14 protein-coding genes are annotated in these 15,304 nt (G+C 36.5%); 9 read left to right on the top strand and 5 right to left on the bottom strand.

All coding sequences use genetic code 11. The features are described from left to right. Positions 1–104 precede the first annotated feature (104 nt). Together V6C71_04700 and V6C71_04695 are read left to right on the top strand one after the other, a co-directional pair. Positions 105–1,196, top strand: coding sequence for a class I SAM-dependent methyltransferase (locus V6C71_04700; GenBank protein HEY9767794.1), 1,092 nt, complete (start codon positions 105–107; stop codon positions 1,194–1,196). Positions 1,197–1,374: 178 nt separating this feature from the next. Continuing rightward, positions 1,375–1,761 carry a hypothetical protein gene (locus tag V6C71_04695; protein ID HEY9767793.1) on the top strand — a complete coding sequence of 129 codons (387 nt, stop codon included), beginning with the start codon at positions 1,375–1,377 and terminating at the stop codon, positions 1,759–1,761. Positions 1,762–1,771: 10 nt separating this feature from the next. On the opposite strand, the gene V6C71_04690 is transcribed toward V6C71_04695, so the two are convergent. Further along, positions 1,772–2,218 (bottom strand): hypothetical protein, encoded by a 447-nt coding sequence (locus V6C71_04690; protein ID HEY9767792.1) that lies wholly within the window; start codon positions 2,216–2,218, stop codon positions 1,772–1,774. A 982-nt stretch (positions 2,219–3,200) separates the two neighbouring features. On the opposite strand from V6C71_04690, the gene V6C71_04685 reads away from it, so the two are divergent. The 6 genes from V6C71_04685 to V6C71_04660 all read left to right on the top strand — a co-directional run bounded on the left by V6C71_04685 (position 3,201) and on the right by V6C71_04660 (position 12,230). Then, positions 3,201–5,393: a polysaccharide biosynthesis tyrosine autokinase gene (locus V6C71_04685; GenBank protein HEY9767791.1), complete on the top strand. Its 2,193-nt coding sequence runs from the start codon at positions 3,201–3,203 to the stop codon at positions 5,391–5,393. 68 nt (positions 5,394–5,461) lie between these two features. After that, complete coding sequence (locus V6C71_04680) at positions 5,462–7,147, top strand: alkaline phosphatase family protein (protein ID HEY9767790.1); 1,686 nt, start codon at positions 5,462–5,464, stop codon at positions 7,145–7,147. Positions 7,148–7,371: 224 nt separating this feature from the next. After that, positions 7,372–7,896: a hypothetical protein gene (locus tag V6C71_04675; GenBank protein HEY9767789.1), complete on the top strand. Its 525-nt coding sequence runs from the start codon at positions 7,372–7,374 to the stop codon at positions 7,894–7,896. A gap of 40 nt (positions 7,897–7,936) precedes the next feature. Next, positions 7,937–9,229, top strand: coding sequence for an oligosaccharide flippase family protein (locus tag V6C71_04670; protein ID HEY9767788.1), 1,293 nt, complete (start codon positions 7,937–7,939; stop codon positions 9,227–9,229). Between the two features lie 235 nt (positions 9,230–9,464). Then, on the top strand, positions 9,465–11,048 hold the full coding sequence (locus V6C71_04665) for an MBOAT family protein (GenBank protein HEY9767787.1): 1,584 nt from the start codon (positions 9,465–9,467) through the stop codon (positions 11,046–11,048). A 39-nt stretch (positions 11,049–11,087) separates the two neighbouring features. Further along, a complete protein-coding gene (locus V6C71_04660) occupies positions 11,088–12,230 on the top strand; it encodes a hypothetical protein (GenBank protein ID HEY9767786.1) in 1,143 nt (380 codons plus the stop codon). Between the two features lie 70 nt (positions 12,231–12,300). Here V6C71_04660 and V6C71_04655 read toward each other — a convergent pair whose 3' ends face one another. The 3 genes from V6C71_04655 to V6C71_04645 are packed head-to-tail and all read right to left on the bottom strand — an operon-like array spanning position 12,301 to position 13,324. Beyond that, positions 12,301–12,672, bottom strand: coding sequence for a ferredoxin (locus V6C71_04655; GenBank protein HEY9767785.1), 372 nt, complete (start codon positions 12,670–12,672; stop codon positions 12,301–12,303). Beyond that, positions 12,672–13,058 (bottom strand): DUF1257 domain-containing protein, encoded by a 387-nt coding sequence (locus V6C71_04650; GenBank protein HEY9767784.1) that lies wholly within the window; start codon positions 13,056–13,058, stop codon positions 12,672–12,674. Before V6C71_04650 ends, V6C71_04655 begins: the two co-directional genes overlap by 1 nt. A gap of 56 nt (positions 13,059–13,114) precedes the next feature. Then, positions 13,115–13,324, bottom strand: a complete 210-nt coding sequence (locus V6C71_04645) for a DUF2997 domain-containing protein (protein ID HEY9767783.1) — start codon at positions 13,322–13,324, stop codon at positions 13,115–13,117. 344 nt (positions 13,325–13,668) lie between these two features. On the opposite strand from V6C71_04645, the gene V6C71_04640 reads away from it, so the two are divergent. Further along, positions 13,669–14,670, top strand: coding sequence for a saccharopine dehydrogenase-like oxidoreductase (locus tag V6C71_04640; GenBank protein HEY9767782.1), 1,002 nt, complete (start codon positions 13,669–13,671; stop codon positions 14,668–14,670). A 144-nt stretch (positions 14,671–14,814) separates the two neighbouring features. On the opposite strand, the gene V6C71_04635 is transcribed toward V6C71_04640, so the two are convergent. Beyond that, positions 14,815–15,072 (bottom strand): hypothetical protein, encoded by a 258-nt coding sequence (locus V6C71_04635; protein HEY9767781.1) that lies wholly within the window; start codon positions 15,070–15,072, stop codon positions 14,815–14,817. Positions 15,073–15,304 lie beyond the last annotated feature (232 nt).

Genomic DNA, 15,304 nt, shown 5'->3' with positions numbered 1-15,304 from the left:
TTAGTTGTTTATACTTTAAATATATCGATAAAACACAATAAAACTTAAATCAAGCTGCCAGCAATCTTTAATCTGGCACATCGCAATTATCTTAATCTACATTCATGCAGTCAACTCCAAATCTAGATCAATTCATTCCTGAACCTTTAACCAGAGTAGCCTATCAAGGGTTTCAAGAAAGTAAAAAAGTATTCGGTTTCGTACATAAATTAGTAAGCGATCGCCTTACTAAAACAATTATTCCCGAACAAGCCAGCAAAAGCCAGCCTCTCGATCCTGAAGTTTTTCAAATACTTCAGGTAAAACTAAAGGCATTAGAAGAAAAAGATTGGCAGGATGCTCAACAGGGAATATACCCCAATAGCTTGCTGTTTGACAATCCATGGTCTGATTTCTTCCGTTATTATCCCGAAGTTTGGTTAGATATGTTCAAAATTTGGGGACGCTTAGAAAAGAAAGATTTCCAAAGCTTTGATGCTGCAATCGATCGAGTCGGCTATCCTGACTATTATTTGCAAAACTTTCACTATCAAACAGATGGCTATCTCAGTGATATGTCAGCCAACCTCTACGATTTACAGGTAGAGATTTTGTTTAATGGTGCAGCAGATGCAATGCGTCGGCGAATCCTCGCCCCTCTTAAACAAGGACTACAGACTTTTTCCCATGTACCAGTTCAACAGCTCAAAGTCTTGGACGTGGCTTGTGGTACTGGTCGTACCTTACGTATGCTTCGTGCTACTTTACCTAAAGTATCTTTGTTTGGTACAGATTTATCTCCTGCCTATCTCCGCAAAGCCAATCAGCTACTTTGTGAGATATCAGGTGAATTACCCCAACTGCTTCAGGCTAATGCCGAGCAATTACCATATTTAGATAACTATTTCCACGGACTCAGTTCGGTATTCTTATTTCATGAATTACCCGCGGCTGCGAGACAAAATGTAATCAACGAAGCGTTTCGTGTCCTACAACCAGGAGGTGTGTTCGTAATCTGTGATTCAATGCAGGCGATTGACTCCCCTGATTTTCAAACTATGATGAATAATTTTCCTGCTATCTTTCATGAACCCTACTATAGACATTACACTACCGACAATCTAGAAGAGCGTTTAACAACAGCAGGATTTAGCAATATTAAAGTTGAAAATCACTTTGTTAGTAAATATTGGACGGCTTATAAGCCAGCAGCATAATTCCCCAGTTAGATGACAGTTTTGATGTTTAAGTAAATATTCACAATTAATCACGGTTACCCATTGTTTCTAGCTAGATTGCTACAGTGTGTGACCGTGATTGCCGATCCGAAATCGAGTTAGACTAAAATTAAAGGGTGAGATATCATAATTCCTCAAGGGCAAGTGGCTAATAACAGTGAATGATCGCTTTAACAAACTACTTCAACTTAATACATCTGGTCTTGGCTGCTGGGCAAGCATAATTCTTATTGTATTTATCTTGACCAGTGTAGGTTTAGGCTGGATAATCAATGGCTTTATCATTTTGATTGCGCTACTTTTTATAGTTCCGGTAGTTGCCTTTTGGGGGTTTCAATGGTGGTTGAGGCGCAAACTAATTCAAGATCGATGTCCCGTATGCAGCTACGAATTTACGGGATTTAAAAACACGGTATTTAATTGTCCTAGCTGCGGTGAAGCTTTACAAGTTGAAGCAGAAAGCTTTAGTCGCATGACTCCGCCTGGCACAATAGACGTAGATGCGGTGGAAGTATCGGCTCAAAGTATCGAAGAAAGCAACTAACAATTAAGAATTAGTTATCGGTAGAAATATCTAAAGTAAATTGATGTCGGCTACCAGTGCGATCGCCAACATAAATTTGATAGTAGCCTGCTTCCCATACTCCAGAAATTTCAGGTTTTAACCCTGACACCTTATCTCCTAAAACACAAAAACTATCTCCTTGATTTGGTCCTATTACCAACAAAGTTGGTTGACCTCCATTCGTTTGAACTGTAAAACGCATATAATCAATTCTTTGCTCGACGTTCATTTGATAACTAGGGGTACTAGGAACAAAACCGCAACCCTGACTATCTGTAGAACCACCAGATTCACCTCTAATTGTTTTGTCTGTTTGATTTGCCGTGGCGTTATCAGTATTAGTAAATAGTATAGCTATGGCTAAAATCAAAACATTAATAGCGTTGAGTTTTAATATCCTTACGATACACGGAGTTGAAAAATCAAATACTTTCATGGCAATTGCAAACCAATTAAGTTTGCGATTTAAAAATAAAAGCGAAACTAGCTAAAAATTTCAAATATAAATATACTATTGATCTTATTAGACGAGGCAGCAGTTTGAAGAATTATTGTTCCACTTTGATAATAGTCATATTTAATTAGTCAATGCCAGTTAAGGATTAATAACCAAAAGTCAACCTTTATGTTATCGGTAAAGATCACAAAATTATGATTTGAATGATTTTTATAATTAGTTTTACCAAGTTATTGTTAATTGAAATAAATTTTAATTATTTTGATTATTTATTATGGTTAATAATCAAAATAACTTAAATAGTAAATAAGGAAATTTTATCAATTATTCACTCGAAAGTTTCCATAAACTAACCAAAAATGGTAAAATCTAAAGCATTTATAAAATAGGATAGTAAACTTTCAGAAGAATTATTACAGTATTTTAGATAAATTCACCTATTTGATTTATTTTATAATAGTGATATCAATTAATTAATATTTTAATTACTACATTGGTTAATATTAGTCGGTTTAGCAAAATATTCATCAAGATGGCGATTTAATACTACAAAATTAATCAGTTACACTACTGAGCTTGTATAATTTGGCTTTTTATTTAAAGCCGAAATTAAAACTCTAATTTTTTCCAATTAAATAAACTGACTATTTAGATCTAAATTTGCGAATCTATTTCACTAATATTTATTGAGTTATAATCATGTTGTCTTTCCATATTAAACTAATATTATCTAGTTAAATTTAACTAGATAATTAATATGCTGTTGTTTTAAACAAAAGTCTTGTTAAACTAATTAATATCAAATTACTTTTTGGCTGCTTTTTAATATTTTTATATTATTTGACCTCAACTTTACTAAAACTTTAATATATTCACCTGTCTAATCGCTTATAAATTCTTTATAACAGTAAATATTAAGACATTTTTTTAGAGGAAAACACGACGTTTAAAGAATAACACTATGACCAACCTACAGCAAAACCACAGTTCTTATCCAAATCAGCGGTCAGAACTTGATATTAATATAGGAGAATATTTTGTCAAACTGAAACGTCGCTGGTTTCCAGCACTAGCTGTGTTTGCTTTCACTGTTGGGACTACTTTTTTTCTAACTGGGTTCTTAGAAAAAACCTATAAATCCGAAGGAAAAATTTTATTTAGAAAAAATAATCCTAATTCTCTTCTCGATTTACAAGAAAATGCTAATGAGTTCGATTCTATATTAAATACTCAAACTCCTTTAAGCACAGAGCGGTTACGAATGACTTCAGAGCCTGTTCTGCAAGAAACTATAGATAAATTAAAATTAGAAAATGCTGATGGTGAGCCACTCAAAACCAAAGAATTAAAGGAAAGACTATTTGTCGAGATAGTAGGGGGAACTGATGTTATTTCGATTGAATATAAAGATCCCGATCCGATAATTTCTTCTAAGGTAGTAAACACTTTAATGGATGTGTACATTGAGGAACAAGTCCGCAGCAATAAATCTGCAACTGCCAGTGCAGATAGTTTTATTACTAATTCAATACCTAAAGTAGAAGACAAACTTCAAGGATTAGAATCTCGTTTACAGAGCTTCTACGAAAAAAATCAGGTTGTAGATTTAACAGAAGAGAAAAGAGTTCTGGTATCAGAAATTGGCACTCTTAATCGCCAAATATCTTCAGTAGGAGCTGAACTACAGGGAAAAAAAGCTCAAACAGGCAGTTTGCAAAATCAACTTGGCTTAAATCTGAAACAGGCGATCGCAGCCAATCAATTAGGGAATACGCCTCAAGTCCAAAGCATTCTCGAACAGTTAGGTGCTACAGAAACAGAATTATCTCAAGAACGCCAAAGATTTAAAGACAATCACCCAACAATAGCTAGTCTCGAAGCAAAAAAGCAGGATTTAAATTCTCAACTAAAAAATTTGGTTAGTCAATATGTCGGAGCAAAAGTTTTTGAGGGGTTATTAGTCAGTGGCAACTTAAAAGAAAATCAGTTAGAAAAATTTATTAATTTGAAAATAGAAGAACTAAGTTTGCAGACTGAACTGTCTTCTTTATATCAATATCAGCAAGCATATTTAGACCGGGCTAAAGAGATCCCCAGGTTAGAAAAACAAGAGCAGTCCCTACTAAGAGAAGTCGAAAGCGCCCGTTCTACATACAACACATTATTAGATAATAAATCCGATCTAGATGTACTAATTAATCAACAGACTGGCAATGCTGAGATCATTGAATCAGGACCAGTTCCAGAGGAGGGTAGCACTGGTAGAATACCACTAATACTTTTAGGTGTTTTAATGGGTTTATTTTTGTCTAATTTGACGGTAATTTTGTTAGAAATGCAGGATCGTACCCTTAAAACCATTCCTGAAATTAAACAAAGGTTTGCCTACCAGGTAGTAGGAATTGTTCCTTTAGATACTCTACAAAGCGATCGAGGAGGAATTATCGTTCAAAGAGAACCTGATTCTTTCGCCAGCGAAATCTATCGCATGATTCAGACTAATCTCAAATTCCTTGCAGTTAAACGTCAGCCTAAGGTTATTTTAATGACTAGCTCTGTTCCAGGAGAAGGTAAGTCTACTGTGGCTGCCAATTTAGCCGCTGCTATGGCTCAGTTAGGTCGGAAAGTTCTACTCATTGATGGTGATTTAAGAAAGGCTTCTCAGCATAATTTATGGCAGCTAAATAATCAGACTGGGATCAAAGATATCGTGACCCAGAAGATACCGCTTCAGCAAGCAGTGACTCAGCCCATGAAACATCTTGACGTGCTAACTTCAGGAACAATTGCCCCAAATCCTCTTGCCCTGTTAGATTCTGCGGAAATGAGCGAGTTGGTTGCAGCAGCCAGAAAAGAATATGAGCTAGTTATTATTGATGCTCCACCATTGGCGGTTACGGCAGATGTTCTAACTTTGAGCAAACTAGCTGATGGGATTGTCTTGGTAAGTCGCCCAGGAATTGTCGAAAATGAGAGTGCTCAATTATCTCAGGAAACTATAGCTAACGCTAATTTATCTCAAAAGGTTTTAGGAATGATAATTAATGGTGTTAAGTTGAAAGAATTTGACCGTTATTCGTACCATGCCAAATACAGCAAAAACTACTTTTCTAGTTCGCCTGAAAATAGTCATTCCCAAACAGCAGCTGCTTAAATTTACCTAATTTTTACGTTGTACTCGTAAATAAATAGTAACCTGGAGTAATTCTTTTTTATGCAAACATGAAAAAATCAACTATTGTCATCGGCTTAGACGCAGCCGAACCTAGATTAATTGAAGAATGGATGACAGCAGGACATCTACCTAACTTAAGCAAAATTTGTCATGATGGAACTTACAGCCGTTTGAATAATACGGTAAACTACTGCGGTGTATCCACAGAGTATTCCACGACTGAACCCTTATGGGCAACTTTTTCTACTGGATGTCGTGCTGATACATTAGGCTATTGGGATACAGTCAGCTACAACCCAAAGAACTATGAAATTGTTTGTGATGTAGTGACTAGTGGTTACGACTACCAAGAATATCCTCCCTTTTATGCTTTAGGAGAAGACTACAAAGTAGCTGTTTTAGATGTTCCTGTCACTACTCTTTCAGATCAGGTTAATGGGTTACAAATCTTAGGCTGGGGTGGACATTATCCCTACACTGTTAGTGCTTCCAATCCTCCAGAGATTTTTGCTGACGTAGTTGAAAAATATGGCAAGAATTTAGTATTACATAACGACAACGGACTATGGTGGAATCCTGAATACGTTAGCTGGATTCAACAAGCATTAAAAGAGAGTGTTGATGGGCATTCAGCGATCGCCCGTGACTTACTTCAGCGCGACAACTGGGATTTGTTTCTGATGGTATTTGGCGAAACTCATACCGTAGGACACGACTTATACAACCATAGTCAGGCTGACCATCCTGTATACAATCACCTCAGTAAAAATGGTACTAAACCAGACCCAGTATTAAGTACCTACAAACAGGTCGATACTGCCATAGGTGAAATTTTAGCGGTTGCCCCTCAAGATGCTAACGTGCTGTGTTTTTCAGTTCACGGTATGGCAGCCAACTTTACCGATTTATTAAGTATGGCGGTACTGCCAGAATTACTTTATCGTTTCCATTATGGTCAAGCGGCGATCGCTCCAGGAAAAGTTGGTTCTAAACCAGGCTCGATCGTAACCAACCCAATTAGGAATTCTTGGCCTGGAGAAATTTGGAGTCAAGTACATGAGCCTAATCCCCTTAAAAAACTATTTCGCACCTGGACTCATAAAAAATTCTTGAGAGATAAAAAACACGGTTTGCTCTCTCCTTATAGCCTGCTAGATGAACCAATTGAACAAGAATTAGCTATGGGCTGGATGCCAAGTATGTGGTATTCTCCTCTTTGGTCTCAAATGAAGGCATTCGCTCTACCTGCATTTACTAATGGTCATATTCGGATCAATCTCAAAGGTAGAGACAAGGATGGAATTGTTGAGCCGAATGATTATCATGCTTTGTGTACCGAATTAAGCGAGATTCTTTATGACCTCAAGGACGCTAGGACTGGAAGCAAAATTGTTAAGCAAGTTGTTGTAACTCGCACCAATCCTTTAGATAGCAACCCAAAGCTACCCGATGCAGACATTGTAATTCTCTGGCAAGAGCCAATTACTGATGTCGTTGACAGCTCAAGACTGGGACGGATTGGCCCGTTAACTCACTGTCGCGCAGGAGGACATAAAAGCCAAGGATTTTTGATGGGAAAAGGACCCAACATACCCCAGGGATTTGATTTATCTGGTAGTGAAGCGGTAGACTTAGCACCGACAATTTTACACTTAATGAATGCCAAAATTCCTGAATATTTAGATGGCAAAAACTTGCTTCAAAATACCCCTAGTTCTACATACTCTGCTTAAGATAAACAAGAGTTAAAATCTAGGTTTTTCTCTGGGTAAACCTAAACCTTAACTCTTGTCAGAATAATTAAAACATCATTAAACATATTTATTTAGCTTCTAATTGCTACAGTCATAACGCGAAACAATGAAAACCGCCATAGCAGCAATTTCTCCAAGCAAATACATAATCCTGGCAACAAACAAATCACTAACAATTTCTTATTACATGGCTTTCATATTTTATGTTCAAAAGCAAGAGTGATATTTTTAAACATTTTGAATTTATTTTTGCCATTGTTTCGCTGCTGCAACTTTCTCAAGCTATCATCCCTTTGTTTTTGACTGGAGGAGCCAATGAAGGGAATGGTATTGATGTAATTGGTCTCGATCTTTCAGTTCACGCTAAAATATCAATTCTCGTTTATCTGGTGGTGTTTGTGCTGCTAGCAATGAGGTGGAAAAGATCTTTGGCAGCATTTTCTAGTAATATATTGGTCTTGATTTTGCTAGGAATTGTTTGTTTTTCTTCCTTTTGGACAATTAATCCTGACCAAACCATCAGATTTAGTATTTATGCGATCGCAACCACTGGAATTGGCTTGTATCTAGCGACTCGCTACACTCTTGTCGAACAAATGCAGCTACTTACCTGGACTTATGGGTTGCTGTTAGTTTTAAGTATTCTATTTGGCGTTGTAATTCCTGAATATGGCATTATTATCTTACTCTTTAGTTATAGCCAAAAACCGAAAATATGCCATTGCTGAAGAATTGGTACTTTAGTCTTCAGAAGATGAAATAAAAGCTATGAATCTAACAGAAATTAAAGTTAAAACAGCAAAATTGTTTCAAAGCAGTCTGGCGCAAGATACGCTATGGATGTTATTTTCCAAACTATTTAACGTAGTAATGCAAGCAGCATATTTCATTATTGTTGCTCGTTGGTTGGGTAAAGAAAACTATGGCTCATTTGTGGTAATTACCGCTACAGCGTCCATTATTTTTCCTTTTATTCCTTTGGGAAGCGAACACTTATTGGTCAAAAATGTTTCGATCGATAGGTCGACTTTCGGTACTTACTGGGGTAACGGTTTGATCTTAATAACTGCTAACAGCACTCTGATTACTATTATTCTTTTGCTACTCTCGCCATTGTTATTTCCCAAAAATGTTCAGTGGGGAGCAATATTACTGATTCTACTAGCTGATTTAATTTGCTTGTCACTTTTAGATTTGGGTTCCAAGTGTTTGATGGCAACAAATATGATTAATAAGACAGCGCAGTTAGGAATTTTAAGTACCTGTAGTAAGTTATTGGCTGCATTGTCTTTAGCAGTATTTTTTACCAATCCTAGCGTTGCTACTTGGGGTTATTTATATTTTGTTAGTTCGGCAATCATGGCTACATTTACTATTATTTTAGTTAATAAAATGCTAGGTGTTCCGCGTCCTATACTATCTGAATTAAAATCTAATATTAGTGAAGGATTATATTTTTCAATTAGTGCTTCAGCAAATAACATTAACGCTAATTTAGATAAGTCAATGCTGGGGAAGCTAGCTAGTGTAGGTGCTGCGGGTATTTATGGTTCTGCTTATCGTTTTATTGATGTTGGTAATGTTCCTTTGCTAGCGTTATCTGGTGCTACCTATACTAGATTTTTTCAGCATGGAGCATCAGGAATCAAAGGAAGTTTAGGTTTCGGCAAACGCTTACTGCCCATCTTGACGCTATATGCGATCGTCTCTGTAGTTGGCTATTGGATTTTAGCTCCTTTTATACCCGTAATTTTGGGCGAAGAATATCGCGAGGCAATTGGCGCTTTACTCTGGTTATCTCCCCTTCCTGCGATCGCTACCTTTCAATATTTGGCAGCTGATACCCTAACTGGTTCTGGACACCAGAAAACTCGTAGCATAGTGCAGGTAGTAGCTGCAATTGTTAATGTTTTATTGAATATATGGCTTATACCCAAGTTTTCTTGGCAGGGTGCAGCTTGGGCTACTTTAATTTCCGATTCTCTGCGCCTGGTTTGCTTATGGATCCTAGTTTTTTTACTGTATCGCCAAGAAACTAAGCAAGGCTATTTACCTAAATAAATAATCTTGGCTTTTGTTCGAGTCCTGAACAATTATTTACCAACAATACATTATGAACTAATTATTAACAAAAAATATTTTCAAAACTAACAATAGCCCAATCTATATTTTACTTTAGTACAAATACGTACCATCTTAAGATAATTTATTTTAAATCAACGACAATTTTTCTGGTTTTTAAACGTGAAATAAAAAAGCTAACGGTAAACAATTCTTAATATTTTAAATTAAAATTATGCTTTTTAATTCTTTTGAATTTATTTTCTTATTTCTACCTGTTACTTTATTAGTATTTTTCTGGCTTGGAAGACGTGCTGAAAATGTCAAACAACAATTGCCGATTCTTTGGTTGGTTTTTGCCTCTTTAGTTTTTTATGGCAGATGGAGACCTTTAAATCTACCATTAATACTCTTATCGATTGCTATTAATTATCGTTTAGGTTATTTACTAAGTAACATAATCAAAAAACCAACAGTTAAAAAAATAGCAATTGGTCTAGGAATCGCTTTTAACTTAGGATTAATTAGCTATTTCAAATATTCCAACTTTTTTATTAGTAATGTAAATCATTTGGTCGGAACAAATTTTGATCTGCCTTCTGTTGTACTTCCACTCGCCATTTCTTTTTTTACTTTCCAACAGATTGCTTATTTAGTGGATGCCTACAGAGGAGAAACCAAAGAATATAACCTAGGCAAATATATGTTATTTGTTTGTTTTTTCCCTCAGTTAATTGCTGGCCCAATTATACATCACAAAGAAGTACTGCCACAATTTGAAACAGCATCTATCTATAAATTTAGTCAAAGAGCTCTATCTATTGGGTTAACAGTTTTTGTAGCTGGTTTGTTTAAAAAAGTTATATTTGCCGATCGCATTGCTGAATATTCTAATTTAGCTTTTGCTGCTGCATCTCAGGGGATTAACCTCACCTTCTCTGAATCTTGGGTTGGCGCTTTGGGCTATACTCTACAGCTTTATTTTGATTTCTCTGGCTATTCTGATATGGCAATTGGTGCAGCATATATGTTCGGTATTAGACTGCCATTAAATTTTAATTCACCTTATAAAGCTATTAGTATTGTAGATTTTTGGCGCAGATGGCACATTACCCTTTCTCACTTTCTGCGCGATTACTTATACATACCTTTGGGAGGCAGCCGTAAAGGTGAATTAAGGCGTTACTCTAATTTAGGTATCACTATGCTGTTAGGAGGATTATGGCATGGTGCTGGTTGGACTTTTATCTTTTGGGGTGGTTTGCATGGCTTCTATCTAGTAATTAATCATCTATATCGTTCAGTTCGCCAAGGTTTGGGACACAACTTAAAGAATGATAATTGGCTAATGCGTGGTACTGGGTGGATCGTAACCTTTATTGCTGTCGTAATTTCCTGGGTCTTTTTCAAAGCTAATAGTTTTGCAACTGCAATCTCTATGTTAATGTCAATGTTTGGCTTTAATGGTATAAATCTACCAGAATTCTTAGCTCCTTACCTCGGCTTTCTCCGGAATTTTGGGGTAGAGTTTTTGGGATTTACCGTCAATGTGGGCATAAGCCAGAAATACTCAACCTTCGGTATCGTTATCCTACTCCTAATTGCTTGGTTTACCCCTAATACTCAACAGTGGATGGGCAAATATAATCCAGCGTTAACCGAATCGATTGAATACAACCAACCACAATGGCAACGAAAATTTTGGCAGTCTTTATCTTGGAGACCCAACCAAATCTGGACAGTAATTATCGCCGGATTAACTTCACTTTCTTTGCTTTGTTTTACTAGAGTCAGCGAATTTTTATATTTCCAATTTTAGTTTGTAAAACCTATATCTTTATACTATAACTATATACAAATGAATCTTAGAAGTACTGCCATCGGATTTTTTAAATTAGGTAAACGTAAATCTCCAGTAATGTCCGTTCCTCAAATCTCGCAAAAAGACAGGGATACAAAGTTTAATTTCGGACTTTATGGACTAGTAACTTCCTTGTTGTTAGGTTCTGTAGCTGTCATAAATTGGTCGATCGATCCCTTGTGGTACAATCACGGAAACATTTTGACTGGTAAAAATTTCGCTTTTAATGAAAGAATTAGTAAAACTAATCTTTTTCTCAGAACCAAAGAACAGGCAAACTACGATTGTGTAATTTTGGGTAGTTCTAGAGTTACAGCATTGAGAGTATCAAAATTAACCCAGAATAAGTGTTTCAATTATGCTCTTAAGGGTGGAGAAATACCAGATTTCGTTAGTTACGCCAATTTTCTCAAAGAAGAAGGCATTAAACCCAAAGTAGTTTATATTGGCGTAGATGGCTTAAATTTCGTCGAGAAAGATAGGAAAGAAAAGCAGCCAGTTCCAATAGATAGTCTTCAGACGAAATCTCCTTTAGAAGCCTATCTATCGGCTGATGTTTTGCTATTTTCCACTATGACTTTACTAGGAATTAGTCCCGATCCTGGTAATTATTATGACCGTAATTTGGAACCAGTGGATTTTGCCAACCCTCCGACTTATACGCCAGAATTTTATAAGCCTGCATCATTACAAAAGTGCGATCTATCCTCGGTAAAAACCTTTGTAAGCCTTAAAGAGCTTTTTCCCAGCGCTAAGTTTATTGCTTATGTGCCACCTATATCTGCTTGGAGCATGATTAATGATACTTATAACAGAGGGTTGATGGATTGTCATCTATCGGCTTTTTACGAGCTATCGCAAAATTTTGACGCGATGTACGATTTCTCTATCCCTTCGGAGGTTACCAAGAACCCCGAGCTTACTTTTGATGGCAGTCATTACTCAGTTAAAACCAATAATCGGATTGCAGAAATTTTACAGGGTAAATCCGAGCGTGATTTTGGCATTAGGATAGATAACTACAGTTTTAATGATTATCGAACTATATATCGCCAAAAATTACGCGAATTTTTGGTTGAAAATGACGAATTAGAGCGTTGGAATGATAACTCCGAAATATCAATTGATATGGTTAAGTAAAAAACCCTGAATGCTAACAAGCAAGCAGGGTAATTGTTGGTTTTGTTAAAGTTTTAACTATTTACAAGATTTACAAGTTGCCAAACCTTTTCTTTTTCACTATTTGCGATCGCCTCATATTGGGCGGAATCGCCAAACTTTGAATTACCTGATGACTCCGTTCGCTCTCCATTTGCTTGAGTTCGGTATAATCTAGCCAATGAATGCAGTTAACCGGGCAGGTATCCATTGCTTCTTCAACTAACTCTTGTGCATCTCCATCCTGATTAAAGACTCTAGCTCTTCCATAGTGTGGTTCAATATAGAAAGTATTTGTAGCTACATGAGTGCAATTTTTACAGCCAATACAAATGTTTTCCTCTACAAAAACCCCTTTTTGTCGCCAAACTCCGCCTAATTCTGGCTCAAAACCACTTGGCTCGATCTCAGAAAAACCAGGCATTATGAGCTCCAGCGTTGAACAACTAAGCGAATTGAACCATCTTGGTTTTTGGCTTGCTCGGTGATGGTAAATCCTTGAGCCGCAGTTTCATCAACCACAGTATGATAGGCATAACGTTGAGTAACCTGACGCAGAAAACCATCAACCGTTAATGGCTGCTGCCAATATTGCAAGTCTGCTACAAGTTCATATTCGCTACCATTCCAACAAAAGCCAAAATCATAGTCGTTGCTCTGTTCTACTACTACATCCGCTTGATGAGTTTTGCCCTGATAACCTCTGACAATTCCTGGTTCTTTTTTCCAGTCTACGTTTAGATCTTCAAGTGCTGATTTGAGAGAATTCAAATTGCGAATCTTAGTTTTGATGTTGCTGAAATGTGACATAAATTTCCTCGATAGAATTGAATTGAAATGGATATTAACAAAGCTGTTTTATAAAATTACCAGTCGCTAAAGTTACTTTGAGCAACTGTCGTGACCGACTGAGTTTGGTTTTGAGCATAGTAGTCAGAAGTTTGCTTTTGATCGATTACGACTCCTAACTGCTGCTCTATTGCTGTGGTCACCTCTTGACAAGATGAACCAACAATACCTGTAACCGTCTCTTTTACCCGACCATCGGGATAAATAATAAATTCCAAGGTTTCCATTTATTTGCGATCGCCTAGCATTAATCCTACTGTCAGACTACTAAATTACTAGTTTTGGTTATATCGTTCTTATTATAGATATTTTGAGAGATAGGATTAATTCTATGAAAATCTTATTAAAGATTAATAATAAATGAATTAACCACTATTGTATAGTCTAAGTTTTCCGCAAACTAACTTTAGAGTCAAGTGGTGAGAGTAGCTAAAAAAAAATGTTAACAAAAAAATACAATTCTTAAAACATTATCAATAACCCAACTAGGAAGTAAAGATAACTTTTAATTTATTCAACAGGATGAGCTGGAGATCATACAATCTGTTATGTATTCAAGTTAAAGCCAGAGATGATTATAAATAAAACAGTTAATCCGATTAAAGTTGGCGTTTTGGGTTTTGGTGGTTTAGGGCAAGCAGCTGCAAAGATCTTGGCTGCTAAACAAGAAATGAACTTAGTTGCAGCAGCAGATCACAAAGGCTATATTTACAATCCTGCTGGATTAAACTTAGATGAGGCAGTTTCCACTTATCGCGATCGCCATTCTGTAGGGTATTCGGCTAACTATGGTGTTCTGAGTAATAACAGTATTCAAGATGTGATTGAAAATGCGGTAGTTGATGGTTACTTCTTGGCTTTGCCTAACTTACCTAATACCTTTATGGCAAATGTAGCCCAGCAATTTATCAAATCTGGCTGGCAAGGAGTGCTAGTAGATGCTCTCAAACGTACCAGTGCAGTAGAACAGTTGTTAGAACTACAGTCCAACTTAGAACAGGCTGGCATCACTTACTTGACAGGTTGTGGTGCAACCCCTGGTTTATTAACTGCTGCGGCTGCGGTGGCTGCTCAAAGTTATGCCGAAATCCATAGCGTCAAGATTACCTTTGGAGTAGGAATTGCCAATTGGTCAGCATACCGCGCCACTATTAGAGAAGATATTGCTCATATGCCCGAATATGATGTAGAACAAGCTAGAGCAATGAGCGACACGGAAGTTGCTACGCTACTAGATCGAACCAACGGCATTATCTCCTTAGAAAACATGGAACACGCTGATGATATTATGCTGGAGTTGGCTGGTATTTGCGATCGCGATCGCGTTACCGTTGGCGGGGTTGTAGATACTCGTAACCCGAAAAAGCCCCTTAGCACCAATGTTAAAGTTACAGGACGTACTTTTGAAGGTAAAATTTCAACCCACACCTTTACATTGGGTGATGAAACCAGTATGGCTGCTAATGTTTGTGGACCAGCTTTCGGTTATCTCAAAGCGGGTATAGCTTTAAATCGTCGTGGTATTACAGGCTTATTTACCGCAGCAGAAATTATGCCTCAGTTTGTTAGGTAGTTTAGACAAAAAAGCGATCGCATGACAAAAAAGCGATCGCTTTTTTGTCAATATTCTAATATCGTGTGTTAATCTGCGAATACACTTAAATTGCCAACTATACCATTGCCACACCATGAGCCGTTAGAGCTTTGACCGTGTAATTCAACATTCATTCTTCATTTGTTGAAGTTGTGCTTGTGCATTGAGAAAATCAACACTGCTTAAACTAGAGTTAGCTGCTGTAATTGTTCTATCTATATCATCTCGGTTACCAAGATTAGTAGGATCGAATTTAGTTATAATAATTTTTGTTCCTGACGACAAAGTTAGAAAAATATCTGCATTGTTGCCATGACTATTATTACTGTTACAAGATTGATTATTGCTATTTTCATTTTCAGCTATTGTAAGGATGTGCAATTAAACTTCCTGATGCCAAAATAGCTATAAAAGTACAAGCAGTAAGTTTATTTAAATTAATTAATTCAAGCATTTAAGTTGGTTACTATGTTTTTAAACAATGATTTTGTGATAATTTGTTTGAATATTTTTTATTACTCCTCAAAATTTCTTATTTGCTAAATTAACAATAACAGTAGTAAATATTAAATGTATATCACTAAGAATACCTATTTTTATTATTAAGAAACTA

The sequence above is a fragment of the Coleofasciculaceae cyanobacterium genome, from assembly GCA_036703275.1.
Lineage (GTDB): Bacteria > Cyanobacteriota > Cyanobacteriia > Cyanobacteriales > Xenococcaceae > Waterburya.
This window is presented reverse-complemented; position numbering and strand designations above follow the sequence as displayed.

Excerpts from the sequence above, each read along its gene's own strand:
- V6C71_04700 (HEY9767794.1), top strand. The coding sequence starts at position 105 with ATGCAGTCAACTCCAAATCTAGATCAATTCATTCCTGAACCTTTAACC.
- V6C71_04690 (HEY9767792.1), bottom strand. The coding sequence starts at position 2,218 with ATGAAAGTATTTGATTTTTCAACTCCGTGTATCGTAAGGATATTAAAA.
- V6C71_04685 (HEY9767791.1), top strand. The coding sequence starts at position 3,201 with ATGACCAACCTACAGCAAAACCACAGTTCTTATCCAAATCAGCGGTCA.
- V6C71_04680 (HEY9767790.1), top strand. The coding sequence starts at position 5,462 with ATGAAAAAATCAACTATTGTCATCGGCTTAGACGCAGCCGAACCTAGA.
- V6C71_04675 (HEY9767789.1), top strand. The coding sequence starts at position 7,372 with ATGTTCAAAAGCAAGAGTGATATTTTTAAACATTTTGAATTTATTTTT.
- V6C71_04670 (HEY9767788.1), top strand. The coding sequence starts at position 7,937 with ATGAATCTAACAGAAATTAAAGTTAAAACAGCAAAATTGTTTCAAAGC.
- V6C71_04665 (HEY9767787.1), top strand. The coding sequence starts at position 9,465 with ATGCTTTTTAATTCTTTTGAATTTATTTTCTTATTTCTACCTGTTACT.
- V6C71_04660 (HEY9767786.1), top strand. The coding sequence starts at position 11,088 with ATGAATCTTAGAAGTACTGCCATCGGATTTTTTAAATTAGGTAAACGT.
- V6C71_04655 (HEY9767785.1), bottom strand. The coding sequence starts at position 12,672 with ATGCCTGGTTTTTCTGAGATCGAGCCAAGTGGTTTTGAGCCAGAATTA.
- V6C71_04650 (HEY9767784.1), bottom strand. The coding sequence starts at position 13,058 with ATGTCACATTTCAGCAACATCAAAACTAAGATTCGCAATTTGAATTCT.
- V6C71_04645 (HEY9767783.1), bottom strand. The coding sequence starts at position 13,324 with ATGGAAACCTTGGAATTTATTATTTATCCCGATGGTCGGGTAAAAGAG.
- V6C71_04640 (HEY9767782.1), top strand. The coding sequence starts at position 13,669 with ATGATTATAAATAAAACAGTTAATCCGATTAAAGTTGGCGTTTTGGGT.